Source organism: Rhodopseudomonas parapalustris (assembly GCF_053772255.1).
Genome location: NZ_JAMKBZ010000021.1, coordinates 1 through 24,004 on the forward strand (window position 1 = coordinate 1; position 24,004 = coordinate 24,004).

Consider the following 24,004-nt stretch of genomic DNA (forward strand, 5'->3'; position numbering starts at 1 on the left):
TCAGCAAACTTCACGGACGACATCGTAAGCTCATCGTCGTCGGCATGAGCGAGGCCGGCAAAGGCCATCATCGCAGCGATGATCACAGGCAGGCGCAGCAGCATCAAGACGTCCTTGCGTTGTTGAAGGGATGCAAAGGAAAGCAAACCGACCGAGCATCGTCAACGCAACGCAGAGAATTGGAACCGGCGCGGCGCGGGGACATTTCGCGAGACGGGCAACCGGATTCAAGGGCGCATCCATCACGCGCTGCGATCTGGCCGCGTTTGCGGAAACGCCAAAGGGCGACCCGAGGGCCGCCCTTTGGTCTTCTCAACTCATCGGCGTCAGCGGTCAGGCCGCCTGCTTCTTGGCGACGATGTCGAACCGATCGGCGTTCATCACCTTGGTCCAGGCGGCGACGAAGTCGCTGGCGAACTTCTCCTGGGCATCCGAGCACGCGTACACCTCGGCGAGGGCGCGGAGCTGGGAGTGCGAGCCGAAGATCAGATCGGCGCGAGTGCCGGTCCACCTCAGATCGCCGCTCTTGCGGTCGCGGCCCTCATAGACTCCATCGGCGGTGGACGACGGCGCCCATTTGGTGCGCATGTCGAGCAGGTTGACGAAGAAGTCGTTCGTCAGCCGCTCCGGCCGGTCGGTGAACACGCCGTGGGTCGAGTGTCCGTGATTAGCACCGAGCACTCGCAGCCCGCCGATCAGTACCGTCAGTTCAGGGCCGGTCAGGGTGAGAAGCTGGGCCTTGTCGACCAGCGCCTCTTCGACCTTCATGAACTGCTTCTTCTTGGCGTTGACGTAGTTGCGGAAGCCGTCACTGCGCGGCTCCATCGCCTCGAAGGACTCGACGTCGGTCTGCTCCTGCGTGGCGTCGGTGCGGCCGGGCGTGAACGGCACCTTGATGTCGATGCCGGCGTCCTTGGCCGCCTTCTCGACCGCGGCCGAGCCGCCGAGCACGATCAGGTCCGCGAGCGAGACCTTCTTGCCGCCCGTCTGCGATCCGTTGAATTCCTTCTGGATCGCTTCGAGCTTGCTCAGCACCTGCGCCAGTTCGGCCGGCTGGTTGACTTCCCAGTCCTTCTGCGGCGCGAGGCGGATGCGCGCGCCATTGGCGCCGCCGCGCTTGTCCGAGCCGCGGAAGGTCGATGCCGACGCCCAGGCGGTGGAGACGAGCTGCGACACCGACAGGCCGGAGCCGAGGATCTTCGCCTTCAGCGCGGCGATGTCGTCGTCGCTGACCAGCTCGTGGTCGAGCGCCGGCAACGGGTCCTGCCAGATCAGTTCTTCCTTCGGCACTTCCGGGCCGAGATAGCGGGTGATCGGGCCCATGTCGCGATGGGTCAGCTTGAACCAGGCGCGGGCGAACGCGTCGGCGAACTGATCGGGATGCTCCATGAAGCGGCGCGAGATCTTCTCGTAGATCGGGTCGAACCGCAGCGACAGGTCGGTGGTGAGCATCTTCGGCACATGCTTCTTATCCGGATCGAACGGATCCGGAATGGTCGCGCCCGCGCCCTTGGCGCGCCACTGCTTGGCGCCGGCCGGGCTGTGCTCCAGCTCCCATTCATAGCCGAACAGATTCCAGAAGAAGTTGTTGCTCCACTTGGTCGGCGTGGTGGTCCAGATCACTTCCGGACCGCCCGTGATGGCGTCGGCGCCGAAGCCGGTGCCGTGCTTGCTGGTCCAGCCGAGTCCCTGCTCCTCGAGCTGCCCGCCTTCCGGGGCGGGGCCGAGCAGCGACGGATCGCCGGCGCCATGGGTCTTGCCGAAGGTATGACCACCGGCGATCAGCGCCACCGTTTCTTCGTCGTTCATCGCCATCCGGCGGAACGTCTCGCGGATGTCCTTGGCGGCGGCGACCGGGTCGGGGTTGCCGTTCGGACCTTCCGGATTGACGTAGATCAGGCCCATCTGCACCGCGCCGAGCGGCTCGGACAGTTCGCGTTCGCCCGAATAGCGTTCGTCGCCGAGCCAGGTGCCCTCGGGGCCCCAATACAGCTCATCCGGCTCCCACACATCGGCGCGGCCGCCGGCGAAGCCGAAGGTCTTGAAGCCCATCGACTCCAGCGCGACGTTGCCGGTGAGGACCATCAGGTCGGCCCAGGAAATCTTGCGGCCGTACTTCTGCTTGATCGGCCACAGCAGACGGCGGGCCTTGTCGAGGTTGGCGTTGTCCGGCCACGAATTCAGCGGCGCGAAGCGCTGCTGTCCGGCTCCGGCGCCGCCGCGGCCGTCGGTGATGCGATAGGTGCCGGCCGAGTGCCAGGCCATGCGGATGAACAGGCCGCCATAGTGACCGAAGTCGGCCGGCCACCATTCCTGCGAGTCGGTCATCAGCGCGTGAAGGTCCTTCTTCAGCGCCTCCAGATCGAGCTTCTTGAACTCTTCTGCGTAATCGAACGCCGCACCCATCGGGTCGGACTTCTTCGAATTGTTGTGCAGCACCGAAATGTCGAGCTGATCCGGCCACCAGTCACGGTTGCGGTGGCCGTGGCTGCCGCCCGAGAACGGGCACTTGCCTGCGCCCTTGTCGTCCGTCTTTGCGTCCATGGTGTCTCTCCGATCTCCGTGTTGCAGTTTTTCCCGGCTCAGTGTGGTGGCGTCTTTGGAAAGTTTCATGACGCCGGCCAGAGCCGCGATCGAGTTGAACGCCGCGGGCGCGGGGGGACGTCCGCGGCGTTGCTTCCTGGGGTGAATGTATTGTGTTGGCCGTTCACTCCCGGAAGTTGTGTTCCAGGTCTGGCTTGACGACTCTGGATCAGTTCTACGATCAGGTCCAGTCGAATTGATTTTGCATTGCGATCAGATAAACTGATCGCAATGATTTCGCTGCGCCAGCTCCGCTATCTGTCGGCCCTCGCCCGGCACGGCCATTTCGGTCGCGCCGCCGATGCCTGTTCGGTCACCCAGCCGGCGCTGTCGATGCAGATCGCCGAGCTGGAGCGCACGCTCGGCGTCAAAGTGGTGGAGCGTCGGCCGGGCGAGGTGCTCCTCACCGACATCGGCCGCGAGATCGCCCGCCGCGCCGAAGAGGTACTGGCGGCGACACGCGATCTGGTGGATTTCGCGCGCCACCGTGCCAATCCGCTCACTGGCCGGCTCAGTCTCGGGGTGATTCCGTCGTTGGCGCCGTATCTGCTGCCGAAGGTGCTGCCATTGCTGCAGCAGCGATTCCCGGAGCTGCGGCTGGAGCTGCGCGAAAGCCAGACCCGGCCGCTCGTTGCCGACGTCGTCAGCGGCGTACTGGACGCCGCGCTGCTGGCGCTGCCCGCCGGCCATTCCGATCTCGACGGGATCGCGCTGTTCGACGATCCGTTTCTGCTCGCGGTACCGGCCGACGACCCGCGCTCCGAAAAGGCGCCAATCGGGGTCGAGGAAATCGACCAGTCCCGGCTGATTCTGCTGGAGGACGGACACTGCCTGCGCGATCAGGCGCTGGCGTTCTGCGCGACCGCGCGCAATCGCGGCATCCAGATCGGCGGCGCCGGCACCGCCAGCTTCGGCGCCTCCAGCCTTACTACGGTGATCCAGATGGTCGCGGGCGGCTATGGCATCACGCTGATCCCGCAAATCGCCGCGGAGGTCGAATGTCGCGATTCGCGGGTCAAGTTCCTGCGGCTGCGCCGGCCACAGCCGGGCCGCAGCGTTGGCCTCGTGTTTCGCAAGACCTCTCCCCGCCGCGGTGATTTCGTGGCGTTCGGCGAGGTGGTGAAACTGGGCGTCGGGGGACCTGGGTCGGTGGAGCCCGCGGAGGTCGCCTGACGGCGCCCCTTCACCCGGCCGCGATCGCGGCCGCTTCGGCAGCGGCGCGCTGCATGCTCGAGGACATCTCGCCGGTCACGGTGCTCTGCTCTTCGACGGCGGCGGCAGTCGAGTTGACGTATTCGCTGACGTTCTGGATCGCGCTCTTGATCTTGCCGAGCGCACCAACGACGTCACCGGAGATGTTGGTCAGGTTGCCGATCTCCGCACCGATCCTGTCGGTCGCCTGCTTGGCTTGCGTGGCGAGGTTCTTCACCTCGGCCGCCACCACCGCGAAGCCGCGGCCGGCTTCGCCTGCGCGCGCCGATTCGATGGTGGCGTTAAGCGCCAGCAGATTGATCTGGCCGGTGATGTGATTGATCAGTTCGACGATGCCGCTCATCGCCTGCGCGGCGTCGTTGAGTTGATTGGCTTGGGAGTCGGCGGCATCGACCTCGCCGACGGCGTTCAGTGCGGTCTGCCGCGACTTGGTCATCGCCTCGGAGATTTCCCGCACCGACGCGTTCAGTTCCTCCGCACCGGCGGCGACCGACTCCATCATGGCGCGAACCCGCTCGTTGCCCAGCCGGGTCAGGACCTGGCGGGTGGTGTCGGTCGCGTACTTCACCACCTTGAACGGTCGTCCGTTGAGATCGAGGATGGGGTTGTAGGAAGCCTGGATCCAGACTTCCCTGCCGCCCTTGCCGATCCGCTTGTATTCGGCGGCCTGATAATCGCCCCGGCGCAGCGCCGACCAGAATTCCCGATAGGCGGCTCCCTCGCGTTCGTCGGCAGCAACGAACATGCTGTGATGTCGCCCCTTGATCTCGGCCAGCGTATATCCAAGCGCATGCAGGAAATTGTCGTTGGCGTCGAGCACGGTGCCGTCGATGCTGAATTCGATCACGGCCTGCGACTTGTGGATCGCGTCGATCTGGCCGGCAAAGTCGGCGTTCTTCAGTTTCTGTGCGGTGACATCGGTCGCGTACTTCACCACCTTGAACGGCTTGCCGCGGTGGTCGAGGATCGGATTGTAGGAGGCGAGAATCCAGACCTCCTTGCCGCCCTTGCCGATTCGCTTGAATTCGCCAGGGAAGTACTCGCCGCGATTGAGCCGATCCCAGAACTCACGATAGTCGTGGCTGTCGCGCTCCGACGGCTCCACGAACATGCTGTGGTTCTTGCCCCTGATCTCGCCGAGCGAGTAACCCATCGTGGCGAGGAAGTTGTCGTTGGCGGTGAGGATGGTGCCGTCCATCGCGAATTCGATGACCGCCTGGGCGCGGTCGATCGCCGCGAGCTTGCCGGCTTGCTCGAGCGACCGGGTCTTCGCTGCAGTGATGTCGGCGGCGAATTTCACCACTCCCGTCGGCTTGCCGTTCTTGTCGAGGATCGGATTGTAGGACGCCTGAAGCCAGACGTCGCGGCCGCCTTTGCCGATCCGGAGGAATTCGCCGAACTGGAAGGTTCCGGCGCGGAGAGAAGCCCAGAAATCCCGATACGCCGCGCTGTCCTGGTCGGCCGGATCGACGAACATCCGGTGGTGCTTGCCCTTGATCTCGGCCAGCGAATAGCCCATCGCGGCGAGGAAGTTGTCGTTAGCGTCGACGATATTGCCGTCGAGATCGAATTCGATGACAGCCTGGGAGCGATTGAGCGCCGCGAGCATGGTCTCGGAGCGGTCATTGCCGGACCGGGTGAATGAAAACACGGTGCACCTTCCTTGCCGGCCCGCTTGGCTACATCGTCGCGCCGGATGAAACGGGGATTCATCCTGATCCCGATTCTCTTAAGTTTTACCTAGTCCCGTACGGGGCATAGTCTCTCGACTACCGCATTCGTCACAAACCGGTATTCGTACGGAAGCCTATTCAGGCACGCCGAGGTCGTAATCACCGTGTGTCGAGTCGATCGGTTGTGCCCAAGAGCGGCCGATCGACTAACTCAAGCGACGCAATCCTTTCCAATTGCACTGACGCCTTGAATCCAAGGAGACCGGCAAAGCCGGCCGCCTCAAAGGATGAGAAGTTGCGACGCCAGCAACGCATGGTGCGAGGTGACGCCGCGCGCTCCTCACGCTTTGAGGCTGCACTTGCTGTGAGCGCTCCCGAGTTCCGCCCCCGATTCCATGAGGGACGGAGTTATCGAGAGCGTCTCCGGCGCCGACAGAATCGGAGCCGGGACCCTGGCTTGTTTTGACGCCTGTTGTTCACGCCAGCCGATGGTCACTCTTCCTGCAAACGCAGCGGCGGCACAATCACGGGTCTTGCTCGAACTCGACGCGCGATCGCCGGGGCCACACCATTCTGGGCAGCCTTTACCGCAGCATGGCGGTGGCGCGCTGCATGCTCGAGGCGATCTCTTGAGTCGCGGCACTTTGTTCCTCTGCGGTCGACGCCGTCGAGCTGGCGAACTCGTTGACCTTGTCCATTCCGACCTTGATGGAACTGAGCGCACTGACGACGTCGCCGGCAATGCCGTTGAGATTGTCGATCTGGCCGACGATCTGATCGGTGGCCTGTCGTGCCTGGGTGGCGAGGCTCTTCACCTCCTGCGCCACGACCGCAAAGCCGCGGCCTGCCTCGCCGGCGCGGGCGGACTCGATCGTTGCGTTGAGAGCCAGCAGATTGATCTGCCCGGTGATGTGGCCGATGATTTCGGCAATGCCGCTCATCGCCTGCGCGGCATCTTCGAGCCGCTGCGCTTGGGCGTCCGCGTTGTCCACATTCCCGACCGCCTCCAGTGTGATGTGGCGGGTCTGGTTGGTGGCCTCGGCGATCATATTGACGGTGGCGGTGAGTTCTTCTGTGGAGTCGGCGACGCGCAGCAGTTGTCCGCGCACTTCCTCGTTGGCGAGGCGGCGCTGCACCTGCACGGTGGTGTCGGCGGCGTACTTCACCACCTTGTAGGGCTTGTCGTCGAGGTCGAGGATCGGATTGTAGGACGCTTGAATCCAGACTTCGCGGCCTCCTTTCGCAAGGCGGCGGAATTCGCCTGCCTTGTATTCGCCGCGGGCGAGTGCTGCCCAGAACTCGCGATAGGCTTGGCTGTTTCGGTCTTCTGGATCGATGAACATGCTGTGATGCCGCCCTTTGATCTCGGACAGCGCGTAGCCCATCGTCTTGAGAAAATTCTCGTTGGCGTCGAGGATGGTTCCGTCGGGCTTGAACTCGATCACCGCCTGCGATTTCTGGATTGCGGCGATCTGGCCAGTGGTATCGGCGTTCTTCAGCTTCTGCGCGGTGACGTCGGTGGCGAACTTCACCACCTTCAGCGGTTTTCCGCTGTCGTCCAGGATCGGATTGTAGCTGGCGAGGATCCACACCTCCTTGCCGCCCTTGCCGATGCGTTTGAACTCACCCGGGAAGTAATCGCCGCGGTTCAGTCGCGCCCAGAATTCGCGATAGCCAGCGCTGTCCCGCTCAACCGCCGCGACGAACATGCTGTGGTGCTTGCCTTTGATTTCGTCGAGCGCGTAGCCCATCACGCCGAGAAAATTCTCGTTGGCGGTGAGGATGGTGCCGTCCATTGCGAATTCGATCACCGCCTGAGCCCGGCTGATCGCCGCGCGGTTTCCGGCATCGTCGAGGCTTTTCAGCTTCGCCGCGGTGATATCGCTGGCGAACTTGACGACCCCGACCGTTGTGCCCTGGCGGTTGAAGATCGGGCTGTAGGTCGCCTGAATCCAGACGTGTCGGCCGTCCTTGGCAATGCGCCGATACTCGCCGTTCTTGTACTCTCCGGCACGCAGCGCTTCCCAGAACTGTCGATAGGCGGGGCCGCCACTTTCCGCAGGGTCCACCAGCAGACGGTGGTGCTGACCAATCAACTCGGCGCGCGAATAGCCGAAGGTGGCGAGGAAATTGTCGTTGGCACGGCGAATAGTTCCGTCGGTATCGAACTCGATCACGGCCTGAGAACGCTCGATGGCAGCGAGCACAGCCGTGGCACGATCATGATCGCCGTTTCGCGAAAACGGAAACATCTGCTGCCGGCCTCCGGGGCAAGTCGTGGGATGCCACGAAGCCGGGCTGGCGGCGTGGGCTACGTCGCGGAGGTTGCGCTGAGGGATTTAACAATTGGCTAGCGCGCGCCCTCGGAGGATTACGCGGTGGCGCCGGACGGGATCACTCCGATCGCCTCACGATCGGCGCCATGCCCATGACAAGTCGGGACAAATCGGGGTCGCAGCGCGGCTGCTCGCAAAACGAAAGGGGCGGCCTCGTGGCCGCCCCTGGTAGTCCCGTTGACTGGCTGGCTAAGAAGCCGAACTACTCGCCGGCGGCCTGCGCCGGGGCGTCGCCCTCGGCCTTCTGCTTGGCCTCGAGGTCTTCGCCGGTGGTCTGATCGACCACCTTCATCGACAGCCGGGTCTTGCCGCGGTCGTCGAAGCCGAGCAGCTTGACCTTGACCTTGTCGCCTTCCTTGACGACGTCGGAGGTCTTCTGCACGCGGCCGGCGGCGAGCTGGCTGATGTGCACCAGACCGTCCTTGGCGCCGAAGAAGTTCACGAACGCGCCGAACTCCATCACCTTGACGACGGTGCCTTCGTAGATCTCGCCGACTTCCGGATCGGACGCGATCGACTTGATCCACTTGATCGCGGCCTTGATCGATTCGCCGTCGGATGAGGCCACCTTCACGGTGCCGTCGTCCTCGATGTTGACCTTGGCGCCGGTCTTCTCGACGATCTCGCGGATCACCTTGCCGCCGGTGCCGATCACTTCGCGGATCTTGTCGGTCGGGATCTTGAAGGTCTCGATCCGCGGCGCGTGTTCGCCGAGCTCGGCGCGGGCGCGGTCGAGCGCCTTGGACATCTCACCCAGGATGTGGATGCGGCCGTCCTTGGCCTGGCCGAGCGCCACCTTCATGATCTCTTCGGTGATGCCGGCGATCTTGATGTCCATCTGCAGCGAGGTGATGCCCGCCTCGGTGCCGGCCACCTTGAAGTCCATGTCGCCGAGGTGGTCCTCGTCGCCGAGGATGTCGGAGAGCACGGCGAAGCGCTCGCCTTCCAGGATCAGGCCCATCGCGATGCCCGCGGTCGGCCGCTTCAGCGGCACGCCCGCATCCATCAGCGCCAGCGAGGCGCCGCACACCGACGCCATCGAGGACGAGCCGTTCGACTCGGTGATCTCGGAGACGACGCGGATGGTGTAGGGGAACTCGTGATGCGGCGGCAGCACCGGATGGATCGCGCGCCACGCCAGCTTGCCGTGGCCGATCTCGCGGCGCTTGGTGCCGCCGAGGCGGCCGGTCTCGCCGACCGAGTAGGGCGGGAAGTTGTAGTGCAGCAGGAACGTCTCTTTGTACGTTCCGGACAGCGAGTCGACATACTGCTCGTCTTCGCCGGTGCCGAGCGTGGTGACGACCAGCGCCTGGGTCTCACCGCGGGTGAACAGCGCCGAACCGTGGGTGCGCGGCAGCACGCCGGCCTGGGCCAGAATGTTGCGGACGGTCTTTGAGTCGCGGCCGTCGATGCGCTTGCCGGTGTCGAGAATGTTCCAGCGGACGATCTTGGCCTCGAGCTCCTTGAACACGCCGGCGATGCGCAGCTTGTCGTACTGCGGCTCCTGGCCTTCCGGGAAGAAGTGCGCGATCGCCTTCTCCTTGACCTTACCGACCGCGGCGTAGCGATCCTGCTTGACCGGGATGGCGTAAGCGGCGCGCAGCTCCTGCTCGACCAGGCCGAGCATTTCCTTCTCGATCGCCGAATTGTCGATCTCGACCAGCTCGCGCGGCTCCTTGGCGGCCTTCTCGGCGAGCTCGATGATCGCGTCGATCACCGGCTGGAAGTGGCGGTGACCGAACATCACCGCGCCGAGCATGATCTCTTCCGACAGCTCCTTGGCTTCGGATTCGACCATCAGCACCGCGTCGGCGGTGCCGGCCACGACCAGCTCGAGCTGGGTCTCGGCCATCTCGTCGAGCACCGGGTTGAGCACGTATTCGTCGTTGATGAAGCCGACCCGGGCGGCGCCGATCGGGCCCTTGAACGGCACGCCCGAGAGCGTCAGCGCCGCGGAGGCGGCGACCATCGACAGCACGTCGGGATCGTTCTCCATGTCGTGGGACAGGACGGTGACGATCACCTGGGTCTCGTTGCGCCAGCCGTCGGCGAACAGCGGACGGATCGGGCGGTCGATCAGGCGGGAGACCAGCGTCTCCTTCTCGGTCGGACGGCCTTCACGCTTGAAATAGCCGCCCGGGATGCGGCCGGCCGCGTAGGTCTTTTCCTGGTAGTCGACGGTCAGCGGGAGGAAGTCGACGCCTTCACGGGGCGACTTGGCGGCGACGACGGTGGCGAGCACCACGGTCTCGCCATAGGTGGCGACGACGGCGCCGTCGGCCTGGCGTGCAATCTTGCCGGTCTCAAGCTTGAGGGGACGTCCACCCCAATCGATTTCGACTGAATGTTGATTGAACATCGGATCCTTCTTTCATCGGATCCCGAGACGACCGGACGCCAGATACCAAAAGACCATGCCAAGATGGCGGGACGCTGGCGACGACGTGCACAGCGTCCGGCGATCCTGCCATGGTCTCGAGGTGGAAAATGGCGCTCTGTCCTCCCGGGTGCGGGATCGAGACCTTCGAGGTCTCCGACCCGCAGGGCGGGCTTCAGGCCCGTTGACAGCCCAGCCGCCGGATGCGGCTGAACGAAACACACCGGCGAACTCAGCGCTCCCGTGTGGTGGTTCGGCCGGCGCGGTGGAAGCGGCGATCCGCTTCCATGCCGCAGCCGGCGGACGCGGCTTAGATCAGCGACGGATGCCGTGCTTTTCGAGCAACGCCTTGTAACGCGCCTCGTCCTTCTTCTTGACGTAGTCGAGAAGCGAACGGCGCGTCGACACCAGCTTCAACAGCCCGCGACGCGAGTGGTTGTCCTTGGTGTGGGTCTTGAAGTGCGCAGTAAGGTTGGCAATACGCTCCGAGAGGATCGCGACCTGGACCTCCGGCGAGCCGGTGTCGCCGGCCTTGGTGGCGTTGCCCTTGATGACTTCCGCTTTGCGTTCTGCGGTAATCGACATCGTCAGATACTTTCCTTGCGAACGGCCGAGCTGGCAGTCAGCCCGGTGAGGTTGAACACGCGCTTGGGGATGAGCTCGCCATTGCCGACTTCGGCGAGGGCCAGAAGCCGGCCTGCCACCGTGACATAGACTGTGCCGCTACAATGAGGCGCATCCCGTCCGCGCAACAAAACGGCCTGGCCCCGATGGAGCCTTGCCGCATCCGCCCGTGTGACGGCCAGTGCCGGGATGTCGTCCAGCGCGGTCTCAACGGGCAAAAGCGCGTCGGCGAGGCTACCCTCGCCGGACGCGGCTCTATCGCACAAAGCCTGCAATTCTTCCAGCGGAATCATGTCGGCCTCGTCGAACGGCCCGACCAGGGTGCGGCGCAGCGCGCAGATGTGGCCGTAGCAGCCGAGCAGCCGGCCCATGTCGCGCGCTAGGGCGCGCACATAGGTTCCCTTGCCGCACTCCGCCTCGAACACCGACTGGCCGTTATCTCCATGATCCACGAGGGTTAATTCGTGAATCTCGACCGGCCGCGGGGCCAGCGGCACGACTTCGCCGTCGCGGGCCAGATCGTAGGCGCGCTCGCCCTGGATCTTCACGGCCGAATATTGCGGCGGGATCTGCTCGATGACGCCGGTAAAGCGCGGCAGCAGCGCCATGACGGCTTCGGCCGTGGGCCGGTCGGGGCTGGTGGCGATCGCGCGCCCTTCGGTGTCGTCGGTGTCGCGTTCCTCGCCCCAGGCGACGGTAAACCGGTAGCGTTTGCGGCCGTCCATCACGAACGGCACGGTCTTGGTCGCCTCGCCCATCGCGATCGGCAGGCCGCCGGACGCGAGCGGGTCGAGCGTGCCGGCGTGGCCGGCGCGCTTGGCGGAGAACAGGCGCTTCACCACTGCGACCGCCTGGGTCGAGGTCATGCCGATCGGCTTGTCGAGCACCACCCAGCCATGGACGTCGCGTTTGTCACGGCGCGGCTGCTTGCCGCCGCGGGATCCGTTGCGCGGGTCGTTGTTGGCGCGCGGCTTGCGGTCCGGCGGTGCGGCGGGGGTGTCGGCGCCGGCGTGCTGCACGTCGTGCGGGGCGAGCAGGGCGTCGGGGGTGGTCACGGTCATCAATCCTGGTCCGAATTCGGTTCGAGGTCTTTCTGGACTGCGGGCGAGCGCAGCAGCTTGTCGATCCGCTCCGCCTCGGCGAAACGTTCGTCGATGCGGAAGCGGAGTTCGGGGGCGAATTTCAAATTGACGCGGTGGGCAATCTCACCGCGCAGGAAGCGCTTGTGGTGCTCGAGCGCATCGAGCACCAGCTTCTCGTCGCGGCCGCCGAGCGGCATCACGTAGATGGTCGCGAGCTTGAGGTCCGGCGACATGCGGACTTCCGGCACGGTGACGAGGTGGCTTTCGAGCACCGGGTCGTGCACGCCGCCCTGGGACAGGATCTCGGCCACGGCGTGGCGGATGAGTTCGCCGACGCGCAGCGAGCGGGTCGAACCGCCGGGCGGGGAACTCTTCTGATGATCGCGAGACATGACGTTCTTTCAAAAACTGCCGTCATGCCCGCGATGGGTCGCGGGCATGCACGTCTTCGATGGGGCAAAGCAAGACGCGGATGGCCGGGACTTCGTCGCGAAGACATGCTTCGCGCTTTGGCCCGGCCACGACGTCTCAGTTCAATCGAGCGTCTCGGCTGTAAGAATCGGACTTACAGCGAGCGCTGGATGGTCTCGACGCGGTAGCACTCGATGATATCGCCTGCCCGCATGTCGGTGTAGTTCTCGAACGCCATGCCGCATTCCTGGCCGGCGACGACTTCCTTCACTTCGTCCTTGAAGCGCTTCAAGGTCGACAGCTTGCCTTCGTGGACCACGACGTTGTCGCGGATCAGGCGGACATTGGCGCCGCGCTCGACGGTGCCGTCGGTGACACGGCAGCCCGCGACCTTGCCGACCTTGGAGATGTTGAAGATCTCCAGGATCTCGGCGTTGCCCAGCATGGTCTCGCGCAGGGTCGGTGCGAGCAGGCCGCTCATCGCCTTCTTAATGTCGTCCACGAGATCGTAGATGATGTTGTAGTAGCGGATCTCGATGCCGTTGCGCTTGGCGGCCGCGGCCGCCTCCTTGTTGGCGCGAACCGAGAAGCCGAGGATCACGGCGTTGAAGCCTTCGGCCAGCGTCACGTCGCTCTCGCTGATGCCGCCGACGCCGGCGTGCAGGATGCGCGCCGCGACTTCGTCGGTGCCGAGCTTCTCCAGCGAGCCGAGGATGGCTTCGAGCGAGCCCTGCACGTCCGCCTTGACGATCAGCGGGAAGTCCTTGCGGCCGGAGGTCTTGAGCTGACTCATCATCTGCTCGAGCGAGCCGCGCATGCCGCTCGCTGTGGCCGCCGACTTCTCGCGCTTCTGATGGGCGCGGTAGTCGGTGATCTCGCGGGCACGGGCTTCGTTTTCGACCACCGCGAGGCGGTCGCCGGCTTCCGGCGGACCGTTGAAGCCGAGCACTTCGACCGGCACGGACGGGCCGGCTTCCTGCACGGTCTCGCCCTGATCGGAAATCAGCGCGCGGACGCGGCCCATCTCGGCGCCGGCCACGATGATGTCGCCGACCTTGAGGGTGCCGCGCTGGACCAGCACGGTGGCGACCGGACCGCGGCCGCGATCGAGCTTGGCTTCGATCACGGTGCCTTCGGCCGGGCGGGTGGTGTTGGTCTTGAGATCGAGGATTTCGGCCTGAAGCGCGATCATCTCGAGCAGCTTGTCGAGATTGACCTTGTTCTTGGCCGAAACCTCGACGTCGACGACGTCGCCGCCCATCGATTCGACCTGCACATTGTGCTGCAGCAGGTCGGTACGGACGCGGTCCGGCTTGGCGTCGGGCTTGTCGATCTTATTGATCGCCACGATGATCGGAACGCCGGCCGCCTTGGCGTGATTGATCGCCTCGATCGTCTGCGGCATCACGCCGTCGTCGGCGGCGACCACCAGAACCACGATGTCGGTGACCTTGGCGCCGCGGGCACGCATCGCGGTGAACGCGGCGTGGCCGGGAGTGTCGATGAAGGTGATCTTGGTGCCGGTTTCCGGCGAGGTCACCTGATAGGCGCCGATGTGCTGAGTGATGCCGCCGGCTTCGCCCGACACCACGTTGGCGTGGCGCAGCGCGTCGAGCAGCGAGGTCTTGCCGTGGTCGACGTGGCCCATCACGGTCACCACCGGCGAACGCGGTTCGGTGTCGGTGGTGTCGTCGACGACGTCGAACAGACCCTCTTCCACGTCCGAAGCGGCGACGCGCTTGACGGTGTGGCCGAGTTCTTCGGCAATCAGCTGGGCGGTGTCGGCGTCGATGACGTCGGTGATCTTGTGCATCGCGCCCTGCTTCATCAGCAGGCGGATCACGTCGACCGCACGTTCGGACATGCGGTTGGCGAGTTCCTGGATCGCGATCACTTCGGGAATAACGACTTCACGCACCAACTTTTCTTTCGGCTCGTTCGAGGCGTGCCCCTTCAGCCGCTGGGTGCGGCGACGGAACGAGGCGATCGAACGTTCGCGCACGTCGTCGGCATTGAGCGCGGTGACGACGGTGAGACGGCCGCGCTGCTTCGACGCGCCCGGCTTGGCGGCCGGCTGCTTCGGCGGCGGGGCCGGACGGGCGGGGCCGCCCGGACGACGGATCATTCGCGGCGCTTCATCGTCGTCGCCAGCTTCGGCTGCGACGGCGGGCGGGCGGCCGGGTGCGGTCGGCGTGCGTGCGGTGGTCGTCGCAGGCCGTGCCGGCGACGCAGTGGTGGTCTCGGCAGGCTTCTTGGCCGGCTCGGCGTCGCCGAACCGCTTCTTGGCCTCGGTCTCGGCCTTGCGCTTGGCTTCGTCTTCCTGGCGGTGACGCTCTTCCTCGGCCTTGCGGCGGGCTTCGGCGGCTTCGCGCTCGGCCTTCTCGATCTTTTCCTGCTCGGCGCGGCGCTGAGCCTCGATCTCGGCCTGCTTGCGCTCCTCGACCTCGCGCACGCGGGCGTCGGCCAGCGCGGTGGCGCGAGCGGTGCGCTCGTCCTCGGTCAAAGTACGCAGCACCATACCGCTGCGCGACTGCTGCGGCGCTGGACGCGACTGCTGCTGCCGGCTCGGGGCGGCCGGCGCGGGCTTCTTCGCCACTTCGGGAGCCGCCGGTGCGGCCGGCTCGTCGCCGCCAACGCGACGCTTGCCGCGCTTTTCGACCACCACCTGCTTGCTACGGCCGTGGCTGAAGCTCTGGCGCACGACGCCCTGCTCGACGCGCGGCTTCAGCGTCAAGGTCTTGGTCGGCATCGTCAGAGTCTTGTCGCCAGGAGTTTTCGTATCAACCATTCAGTAGTCCCAATCTCTCAACGTTGTGCGCGTTCGCACGGACTTCGTCAGCGGCGTCTTGGTCAGCAGCGTCTTTCGGCGTGTCGATCGGCGTTCCTGCCGTGGCCGCATCGGCATTGCCATCGCCCGCCAGCCGGTATCGGACCAGGATCTGGCAGCGCGACAGGAATGTTTGTCCGGCCGTGCCCGCAAGCAGGGCAGCATGTATCACATTTGACCGCCCTAATGCCAAATCCAATTCTGCAGAGCTGAGCGCAGCGATCCGAGGAAGTTTGCGACCCGCGGTCGCATCTTCGTCGATTTGCCGACAAAGCCCGTCCAGCTTGCGGATTCCATCGGCGGCGCCGTCGGTGGCGTGGATCACCGCGACTGCTTCGCGGCTCTTCAGTGCGGCTTCGACCTTGCCGAAGCCGCAGACCACCTGGCCGGCCTTGGCGGCGATCGCCAGCGCATCCTGCGCCGACCGTGCCAGCAGCCGTTCGATCGCGTCGGCGAGATCCGCCGGCGCCTTGACGTCGCGTTTGAAACCTTTGGCGAAGACGCGGCGGCGAACCGCCTGCGTCACCATCTCCCGCGAAGCCGCGACCCACAGGCCGCGGCCCGGCAGCTTGCGCTTCAGGTCGGCCACTACCTCGCCGGTCGGGCCGACCACGAACCGGATCAGTTCTCCGGTCGGCCGCACCTGCCGCGTAACCGCGCACATCCGTTCGGTCGCGGGCGTTTTGGTCCGCGGTCCGTCGTCGAGATCTGCGCCAGGTTCGGCAGCGAGCATGGGTGCGGTTGGCCTTTCATCTCACATACTGGGCGGATGCGTGTCGCGAGCCATCGGCGGTCAATCCGCCTCGGCTTCGGACGCTTCGTCCGCAGGTTCGTCGTTCGAGGCGAGCTCCGACTCGTCGATCCAGCCGGCCTTGACGCGGGCCTGCATGATCAGGTGTTCGGCCTCCTCGCGCGACAGCTCCATGCCGTCGAGAATGCCCGGATACTTCACCGGCTCGGCCCCGTCTTTGCGCTCGGTCCAACCGACCAGATCGTCGGTGGCGCAGCCGGCCAGATCCTCGACGGTCTTGACGTCGTTCTCGCCGAACTTCACCAGCATCTTCGAGGTGACGCCGGGGACGTCCTTGAGGGCGTCTTCGACACCGAGCTCCAGGCGCCGTGCCTCGATCTCCGATTCGACCCGATCGAGATATTCCTGCGCACGGGTCTGCAGTTCGCCGGCGGTTTCTTCGTCGAAGCCCTCGATCGAGGCCAGCTCCCGGGAATCGACCAGCGCAAGCTCTTCGACCGACGTGAAGCCTTCCGAGGCGAGCAACTGACCGACGACTTCGTCGACGTTCAGCGCATCCATGAACGCCCGGGTCGTCTTTTCGAAATCGGCCTGGCGGCGCTCGGATTCCTCGCTCTCGGTCAGGATGTCGATGTCCCAGCCGGTGAGCTGCGAGGCGAGCCGCACGTTCTGGCCGCGACGGCCGATTGCAAGAGACAGTTGGTTATTGGTGTCTGGAACCACAACCTCGATCCGCTCGCGATCCTCGTCGATCACGACCTTGGAGACCTCGGCCGGGGCCAGTGCGTTGACCACGAAAGTGGCAATGTCCGGCGACCACGGAATGATGTCGATCTTCTCGCCCTGCAGTTCGTTCACCACCGCCTGGACGCGCGAGCCGCGCATACCGACGCAGGCGCCGACCGGGTCGACCGACGAGTCGCGCGACACCACGCCGATCTTGGCGCGGGAACCCGGATCGCGGGCAACCGCCTTGATCTCGACTATGCCGTCGTAGATTTCCGGCACTTCCTGCGCGAACAGCTTCGCCATGAACTGCGGATGGGTGCGCGACAGGAAGATCTGCGGGCCGCGGGTTTCACGGCGGACGTCGAACACATAGGCGCGAACCCGATCGCCGTTGCGGAACGACTCGCGCGGCAGCATTTCGTCGCGGCGGATAATGGCCTCGCCGCGGCCGAGATCGACGATCACGCTGCCATATTCGACGCGCTTGACGACGCCGTTGACGATGTCGCCGATGCGGTCCTTGAACTCGGCGTATTGGCGGTCGCGCTCGGCCTCGCGCACTTTTTGCACGATCACCTGCTTGGCCGACTGGGCGGCGATGCGGCCGTATTCCAGCGGCGGCAGGGTGTCGGCGATGGTGTCGCCGATCTGCGCCCCGGGATTGGCGCGCTGCGCGTCCTTCAGCGAGATCTGGTTAGCGGGGTTTTCGACCTGCTCGACCACCAGCATGTGCCGCGACAGCCGCAGCTCGCCCTTCTTCGGGTCGATCTCGGCGTGGACGTCGGTCTCGGAGCCATAGCGGGCGCGCGCCGCCTTGGCGATCGCGTCTTCCATGGCCGCGATCACGATGCCGCGGTCGATGGTTTTTTCGCGAGCCACCGCATCGGCGATCTGCAGCAGTTCCAGCCTATTGGCGCTGACGGCCATGGTCAGTCTCCCTCAGAGGTGTCGGTCTCGCCGCGCCGCGCTTTTTCGGCGGCGAGGCGGTGTTGCTTGGTGTTCTGCGGCTTCGGCTTGGCCGGAGGCTTGGCGGCCTTTGCGACGCGCTTTGGCGCGTGGCTTTTGGCCGGATCGCTTCGCTTGGCGTGTGGCGGCGGCTCCGGCGCGAGCCCGAGGCTCTGCTTGAGGTCCCGTTCCGCCTGCTTGCCGCGCCGCATCGATTCCGCGATCAGCTCGTCGGTCAGCACCAGGCGGGCGTCGCCGATATCGTGCATCGGCAGCAGCACCAGCGGATCTTCACCCTTGGGAGCTTCCTCCCGCTGGATCCGAACCGCGTCGCCTTCGACGCCGTCGAGCAGGCCGCGGAACCGCTTCCGGCCCTGGTGCGGCACCGCCATCTCGATCTTCACCAAGTGCCCGGCATAGCGGGCGAAATCGGAGCGGCGCACCAGCGGGCGGTCGATCCCCGGCGAGGAAATCTCGAGCCGGTAGGCGCGATCGATCGGGTCGGCGACGTCGAGGACCGGCGACAGCGCCCGCGAGACCGCCTCGCAGTCGTCGATCAGCATGGTGCCGTCCGGCCGCTCGGCCATGATCTGCACCGTACAGCCGGCTTCGCCCGACACTTTGATCCGGACGAGGCGGTACCCCATTGCCACCAAGACCGGCTCGGCGACTGCGCCGAACCGTGCCGCGACGCCCGGCTCGATCACCAGGCGTGGCTCGGCCAAAGCGTCGGTTTCCGGAGCGGCAGGCGTCGGCTCGGTCATGTCCTGGGTCAAAGCGTTACAGTGTCTCGTCGATAAGCGGTATCAAGCTGGTGAATGAGGCCTCGCGCCCAAGGGCGCTCCGGTCCACGTCCGACGATCCAGGTAATAAAAAAGAGCGGGTCCCGAGGGGCCCACTCTCGATACGGATCGTATGAGAATTTCGAAGTGACGCCAATATAGCGCTTTTCTGCCTCAGCGACAAGAGCTTCCGGAAAGGGCGCGGCCGGCGCGCGGCTGGAACAAATGCGACCGGGCGGTTCAACCCTTCGTTCACGCCAGGCCTCTAGGTTCCGGCCGTACCGGTGCGGGCCGCCCGCGAGAACGATGGATGTCTGCTGCCAACTCCCTTCTTCCTGAACTCGATGACATCGTCAGGCAGGGCGATCCTGTGCGGCGTGCGGACGCCGTGCGCCGCATTGCGGACCTGTACATTCGGGATGCCGAAAGTTTCCAGCCCACCCATGTCGCGCTGTTCGACGGAATTCTGCTGACGCTGGTCCCGGAGATCGACGTCGAGGTCCGCAGCGAGCTGGCGCGCCGGTTTTCGGAAATTTCCAACGCGCCGCCGGAGCTGGTTCGGCAGCTCGTGCACGACGAAGACATCGGGATCGCCGGGCCTCTGCTGCGACGCTCGGTGATGCTCGACGATCCGACCCTGGTCGAACTCGCCAAGCAGCGCGGCCAGACGCATCTTCTGGCGATCTCAGAGCGGGCGAGCATTTCGCCGCCGGTCACCGACGTGATCGTGCGCCGCGGCGACCGCGACGTGGTGCGGAAAGTCGCCGGCAATGCCGGCGCAGAATTCTCCGCAACCGGGTTCAACGGCCTGATCCGCCGCGCCGCGGAGGACGGCGTGCTGGCGATCGCGGTCGGCACGCGGGATGATCTGTCGCCGCCGCGGCTGAAGGATCTGCTGGCATGCTCGACCGATCTGGTGCGCCGCCGCCTGTTCGAAAGCGCGCGGCCGAGTGCCCGGATCGCCATCAACCGCGCGATGCGCGAACTGGCGGGCGAGTCCCGGCAGCCGACTGTGCAGCGTGATTTCGAGGCCGCGCAGCGTTCGGTGGTGGGTCTGCACAACAAGGGCGAACTCAACGAAGCCACGGTGCTCGGCTTCGCTCAAGCGCATCAATACGAGGAGACGGTTGCGGCTCTGTCGGCGATGACCGGCACGCGGATCTCGACCCTCGATCAGATGATGTCCGGCGAACGGCACGATCCGGTGCTGATCCTCGGCAAGGCGCTCGGGTTCGGATGGGCGACGGTGCGGGCGCTGATCAGGCTGCGGCTCGGACCGGATCGCTCGGTGGCGTGCCCCGACGTCGAAGAAGCGCAGCACAATTTCGAGCGGCTGACGTCGGCGACAGCGCAGCGCGTACTCGGATTCTGGAGGATGCGGCAGGCCGACGCCTGATCCGCTCGCCAACTAATCGCCAGCTCAGAAATTAGAGACGTTCAAAACGCAGATAGTTGGCGCGCCGACCCTCGCGTTCGGCTTTGCGGCCGTAGCGAGTCATCGTGTAGTTCGGCCACGGCTTGCGCCAATCGTCGGCACGCTCGGCGAGCCAGTCGAAACTCGGCGCGCGCAGCAGATGCGCCAGCGTCCACGCGTTGTAGCCGTCGATGTCGCTGACGAAGCGGAATTCGCCGTGCGGCACCAGCGCTCGCGCCATCGCCGTGACGGTGGCGTCCTGTACGAAGCGGCGCTTCCAGTGACGCCGCTTCGGCCACGGGTCGGGATGGATCAGATCGACCCGTGCCAGCGAGCCGGCCGGCACCCAGGCCAGCAGCTCGGAGGCATCGCCCGCGAACAGGCGGATGTTGCGGATGTTGTCGGCCTCGATCCGCGCCAGGATCTTGGCCATGCCGTTGACATAAGGCTCCGCGCCGATGAACCCCGTGTCCGGATGGGCCAGGGCTTCGGCGATCAGATGTTCACCGCCGCCGAATCCGATCTCGAGGCGCACATGCTCGACCGGCGGATCGAACAGGGTCGTGAGCGGCTCGGGCGCGGGTTGATCGATCCGCAGCGACAGATGCGGCAGCAGATTCTCGATCAGATCAGCCTGATGGGCGCGCAGCTTGTGGCCCTTGCGGCGGCCGAAGAAAGATCCTTGGCCGTGCATGACGATGTCGCCGTCGTGATCGTCAGTGTGATCGTCGATGTGATCTTCAGTGTCAGGTGTCGAGTTTGGGTGATCAATATTGAACATCAAGCAGCCGCACTCGCACTTCTACAGTGGGCCGCTCTGCACGCAGAGCCGCCGCCTGTTCGACCGACAACGAAAAACCGGCCCCGCTTATATCACAGCGGAGGCCGGCGCTACTGCAGGTCGATCGATCAGTTCGTCTCGTCCACTTCGCGCGCGGCGATCCGTTCAACGAGATCGACGATGCTGCGACGAAGCTTTGCATCGGTGATCTTGGTGAAAGCGCGGGTGAGCGCCAGACCTTCGGAAGTCGCGAGGAAGTCCGATACGTATGAAGGCGACGGCGCCTCACTGAAGCCGTTGCCGTTGGCGAGGCCGCCGCTCGGGCCGCCTTCGAACAAGAAGGACACCGGGACCTGCAGGACTTCAGCGATCTGCTGAATACGGCTGGCGCCGACGCGGTTGGTCCCCTTCTCGTATTTCTGCACTTGCTGAAACGTCAGACCCAGCGCTTCGCCGAGCTTTTCCTGACTCATGCCCAGCATGATGCGTCGCATGCGCACACGGCTGCCGACGTATTTGTCAACAGGATTGGGCGCTTTAGTCGACATCTCACTTACTCCTCAGGCACAGTGCACACGCCAACAGTTAGCGTATGCGGGTTGGAATACGCCTCAAATATTGGAGTCGTCAAATGTCTTTGGAATCCGATGGGGATTCGGCGTTAATTTACGCCGAGCAAAACTCGCGGGCTACACAAGTGCGAATTTTCTCGAACTTAATCTCTGGTTGCGTCATCGAGCGCGTATTATCACGAACCCGACTGGCGCTTTCGTAATAGTACAAGCATCATCACTAACGCAACCAGTACGGCCGCAGGAAGTTCGCCGACCCGCGCATAGACGGTGGGTGAGACCGGGGCCGGGAGCCCCGAATCCAGCACTCCTTCGACCCCGAGCCCGAGCTTGGCGACGATCCGCCCGACCGGATCGATGACCGCCGAAACGCCCGTGTTCGCTGCGCGAACCAATGGCAGACCCTGCTCGATCGCGCGCATCCGCGCCTGCTGCAGATGTTGGTGCGGACCGCTGGAAATCCCGAACCAGCCGTCGTTTGTGAGATTCAGGATCCAGCCCGGCCGCGCGCCGTCGATCTTGATCTCGTCAGGAAAGATCGCCTCGTAACAAATCAGCGGCAGCGCCGGCGGTGCGTTGGGCAGCTCGAGATTGTGGCGCGTGACACCGGATAAAAATCCGCCCTGCACCTTGGTGAGCTGGACGAAGCCGATCCTCTCCATCAGATTCTGGTACGGCAGAAACTCGCCGAATGGGACCAGATGCAGCTTGTCGTAAACTGACAAGATGCTGCCGTCGTGATCGATCGCGTAGATCGAATTGTACGCGCGGGTAATCCTGCGCCCCGGCGGTAACTCGGGTGGGCGGACCGCCCCGGTCAGCAGGATGGTGCCCTTCGGCAGCAGATCGGCGATCTGCGCCATTGCGTCCGGTTCCCGCGACAGAAAGAACGGAAACGCCGACTCCGGCCATATCAGCAGAGACACGTCGCGCACGCCGGTCGACTTCGGTCCGGTCGAGCGGTCCGACAGCGACAGATATTTCTGCATCACGTCGGCCTTGGCCGAATAATTGAAGCGCGCATCTTGCGGCAGGTCGGGCTGCATGATCCGCAGCCGAACATTGTCGACGAGTTGGGTCGGCGACAATTTGAGTCGAATGCCGCCATACACGGCCATTGCTGCGAGCACGCCGAGCGCCATGATCGGCGCTGCCCAGCGCCGCTTCGCATGAGTATCGCCGTCGATCAGTACGGCCGGCGACGCGAAGATCGCTACCGTCAGCAGCGTCAGGCCCCAGATCCCGATCAGCGAGATACTCTGCGCCAGCGCCAACGGTTCGGTCAGTGCGTAGCCGAATGCGTTCCACGGGAAGCCGGTGAGCAAATGGCCGCGCAGCCACTCGCTGATCGTCAAGCTGACGGCGAGCGACAGCACGCGCAGACTGTCTGGTCGCCACAGCAGTCGCGCCAGTGCGAAGCCGAGTGCCGTGAACAGCGCCAGATAGGCCGGCAACCCGCACACGGCGACCGGCAGCAGCCAGGCGAAGGTGTTGGCGTCGACTAGAAACGCGTAGCCGATCCAGTACAGGCCAGGGACGAAATAGCCGAAGCCGAACCACCAGCCGGCCATCGCCGCGGCTGGTACGCCGTGCCGTTTTCCGGCCGCCGAGCCGTCGATCAGCCAAACCACGATCGGGAAGGTGATGAAGAGAACCGGCCAGGCATTGAACGGAGCCATCGCCAGCGAGGACGCCGCGCCGGCGAGAAGCGCGATCAAGGCGCGCTTCCAACCCCACGCCAGGATGATGCCCGAGGCGATCCGGCTCAGCACACCACGATGCGTCACGGCGAACCGGTCCCGTCGCCGGTCGGTGGAAGCGAGGCGGGAGTCGTGCCCTCGGTCGAGGCATCGCGGCGTCGGCCGTCGCGCGCGCGCGGTGCCGGCCGCTCTTTGCGCGGGCCGATGCAGAGTCGTTTCACCCGTCGGGGATCGGCGTCCAGAACTTCGAACTCGAAATTACTGGGGCCGGCGATCACTTCGCCGCGCACCGGCAGCCGGCCGACGTGATTGACGAGATAACCGCCGAGCGTTTCCACGTCCTCGCCCGCTTCGCCGGTCACGAACTGATCGCCGATCATCGCGCGGACGTCTTCGAGGCTGGCCCTGGCGTCTGCAATGAACGATCCGTCGGGCTGACGAACGATCGCGGGCGGCTCGGTCGAGTCGTGCTCGTCGTCGATTTCGCCGACGATCTGCTCGACGATATCTTCGATCGATACCAGCCCGTCGGTGCCGCCATATTCGTCGACCACCAGCGCCAGATGGATGCGTGCCGCCTGCATCTGCGCCAGCAGGTCGATCGCCCGCATCGACGGCGGCACGTACAGCAGCTTGCGGATGATGCCGGTTTCGGTCAGCGGCATCTTCAGATCGATGGCGCGCAGGTCGAGGCCGGCGGGCAATGCTTTCTTGCGCTTGGCGACCGTCGCCGGCGGCACCTTGGCCTTGGCGGTCATGAACGCGACCAAGTCGCGGATGTGAACGATGCCGACCGGATCGTCGAGCGTCTCGTTGTAGACCACGAGCCGCGAGTGAGCCGCGTCCTGAAACAGGCTGAGCAGTTCGCCGACCTGAATGTCCTGCTTGATCGCGACGATGTCGGCGCGGTGGACCATTACGTCGGCGATCCGGCGGTCGTGCAGCCCGAGGATGTTGCGCAGCATCGTGCGCTCGAGCGTCGAGAAGCCGGCGTCGTCGGGCGAGCTGGTGTCGAGCACGACTTGCAGATCGTCGCGCACCGAGCCGGGCTTCCAGCCGAACAGCGAACGGATCGCACGGATCAGCCAGTTGCTGCCGGGCGGCTGCAGCACTTCGCCTTGGTGCACCACCGCAGGTAACTGGCCAGGCGGAGGCTCCTCCTGTGTCGTCTGAGACGTCGTCAGGGCTCTGTCGCCGTCGGGCAT

At 65.1% G+C, this 24,004-nt stretch carries 17 protein-coding genes; 2 read left to right on the plus strand and 15 right to left on the minus strand.

Features of this window, described 5'->3' with window-relative positions; genetic code table 11:
* Positions 1 to 333: 333 nt before the first annotated feature.
* Entirely contained in the window at positions 334 to 2,544 is a 2,211-nt protein-coding gene (katG, locus tag M9H71_RS17570; protein ID WP_455406243.1) for a catalase/peroxidase HPI, read from the minus strand.
* Positions 2,545 to 2,814: 270 nt separating this feature from the next.
* Between katG and M9H71_RS17575 the strand changes: the two genes are divergently transcribed.
* On the plus strand, positions 2,815 to 3,756 hold the full coding sequence (locus M9H71_RS17575; protein WP_455406307.1) for a LysR substrate-binding domain-containing protein: 942 nt from the start codon (positions 2,815 to 2,817) through the stop codon (positions 3,754 to 3,756).
* Positions 3,757 to 3,766: 10 nt separating this feature from the next.
* On the opposite strand, the gene M9H71_RS17580 is transcribed toward M9H71_RS17575, so the two are convergent.
* The 10 genes from M9H71_RS17580 to rimP form a co-directional block, all read right to left on the minus strand.
* Positions 3,767 to 5,446 (minus strand): PAS domain-containing protein, encoded by a 1,680-nt coding sequence (locus M9H71_RS17580; RefSeq protein ID WP_455406244.1) that lies wholly within the window; start codon positions 5,444 to 5,446, stop codon positions 3,767 to 3,769.
* Between the two features lie 606 nt (positions 5,447 to 6,052).
* Positions 6,053 to 7,720, minus strand: coding sequence for a methyl-accepting chemotaxis protein (locus M9H71_RS17585; RefSeq protein ID WP_455406245.1), 1,668 nt, complete (start codon positions 7,718 to 7,720; stop codon positions 6,053 to 6,055).
* 286 nt (positions 7,721 to 8,006) lie between these two features.
* The gene (gene pnp / locus M9H71_RS17590) at positions 8,007 to 10,163 is read right to left on the minus strand and encodes a polyribonucleotide nucleotidyltransferase (protein ID WP_455406246.1); all 2,157 of its coding nucleotides are present in this window, start codon (positions 10,161 to 10,163) and stop codon (positions 8,007 to 8,009) included.
* 333 nt (positions 10,164 to 10,496) lie between these two features.
* The gene (gene rpsO, locus M9H71_RS17595) at positions 10,497 to 10,766 is read right to left on the minus strand and encodes a 30S ribosomal protein S15 (RefSeq protein WP_164603662.1); all 270 of its coding nucleotides are present in this window, start codon (positions 10,764 to 10,766) and stop codon (positions 10,497 to 10,499) included.
* Positions 10,767 to 10,768: 2 nt separating this feature from the next.
* Positions 10,769 to 11,866, minus strand: a complete 1,098-nt coding sequence (gene truB / locus M9H71_RS17600) for a tRNA pseudouridine(55) synthase TruB (RefSeq protein ID WP_455406308.1) — start codon at positions 11,864 to 11,866, stop codon at positions 10,769 to 10,771.
* The gene (gene rbfA, locus M9H71_RS17605; protein ID WP_455406247.1) at positions 11,866 to 12,279 is read right to left on the minus strand and encodes a 30S ribosome-binding factor RbfA; all 414 of its coding nucleotides are present in this window, start codon (positions 12,277 to 12,279) and stop codon (positions 11,866 to 11,868) included. Before rbfA ends, truB begins: the two co-directional genes overlap by 1 nt.
* A gap of 173 nt (positions 12,280 to 12,452) precedes the next feature.
* Complete coding sequence (gene infB / locus M9H71_RS17610) at positions 12,453 to 15,086, minus strand: translation initiation factor IF-2 (RefSeq protein ID WP_455406248.1); 2,634 nt, start codon at positions 15,084 to 15,086, stop codon at positions 12,453 to 12,455.
* Positions 15,079 to 15,858, minus strand: a complete 780-nt coding sequence (locus tag M9H71_RS17615; protein WP_455406249.1) for an RNA-binding protein — start codon at positions 15,856 to 15,858, stop codon at positions 15,079 to 15,081. The genes infB and M9H71_RS17615 overlap by 8 nt, the downstream gene beginning before the upstream one ends.
* 60 nt (positions 15,859 to 15,918) lie before the next feature.
* Positions 15,919 to 17,532 carry a transcription termination factor NusA gene (gene nusA / locus M9H71_RS17620; RefSeq protein ID WP_455406250.1) on the minus strand — a complete coding sequence of 538 codons (1,614 nt, stop codon included), beginning with the start codon at positions 17,530 to 17,532 and terminating at the stop codon, positions 15,919 to 15,921.
* Between the two features lie 2 nt (positions 17,533 to 17,534).
* The gene (gene rimP, locus M9H71_RS17625) at positions 17,535 to 18,314 is read right to left on the minus strand and encodes a ribosome maturation factor RimP (RefSeq protein WP_455406251.1); all 780 of its coding nucleotides are present in this window, start codon (positions 18,312 to 18,314) and stop codon (positions 17,535 to 17,537) included.
* A 328-nt stretch (positions 18,315 to 18,642) separates the two neighbouring features.
* On the opposite strand from rimP, the gene M9H71_RS17630 reads away from it, so the two are divergent.
* Entirely contained in the window at positions 18,643 to 19,728 is a 1,086-nt protein-coding gene (locus M9H71_RS17630; RefSeq protein ID WP_455406252.1) for a DUF2336 domain-containing protein, read from the plus strand.
* Positions 19,729 to 19,759: 31 nt separating this feature from the next.
* Here the strand turns inward: M9H71_RS17630 and M9H71_RS17635 are convergent, their stop codons facing one another.
* The 4 genes from M9H71_RS17635 to M9H71_RS17650 form a co-directional block, all read right to left on the minus strand.
* Positions 19,760 to 20,527, minus strand: coding sequence for a tRNA (guanine(46)-N(7))-methyltransferase TrmB (locus M9H71_RS17635; protein WP_455406253.1), 768 nt, complete (start codon positions 20,525 to 20,527; stop codon positions 19,760 to 19,762).
* 128 nt (positions 20,528 to 20,655) lie between these two features.
* Positions 20,656 to 21,075, minus strand: coding sequence for a helix-turn-helix domain-containing protein (locus tag M9H71_RS17640; protein ID WP_110787152.1), 420 nt, complete (start codon positions 21,073 to 21,075; stop codon positions 20,656 to 20,658).
* Between the two features lie 200 nt (positions 21,076 to 21,275).
* On the minus strand, positions 21,276 to 22,886 hold the full coding sequence (lnt, locus tag M9H71_RS17645) for an apolipoprotein N-acyltransferase (protein WP_455406254.1): 1,611 nt from the start codon (positions 22,884 to 22,886) through the stop codon (positions 21,276 to 21,278).
* Complete coding sequence (locus M9H71_RS17650; RefSeq protein ID WP_455406255.1) at positions 22,883 to 24,004, minus strand: hemolysin family protein; 1,122 nt, start codon at positions 24,002 to 24,004, stop codon at positions 22,883 to 22,885. Before M9H71_RS17650 ends, lnt begins: the two co-directional genes overlap by 4 nt.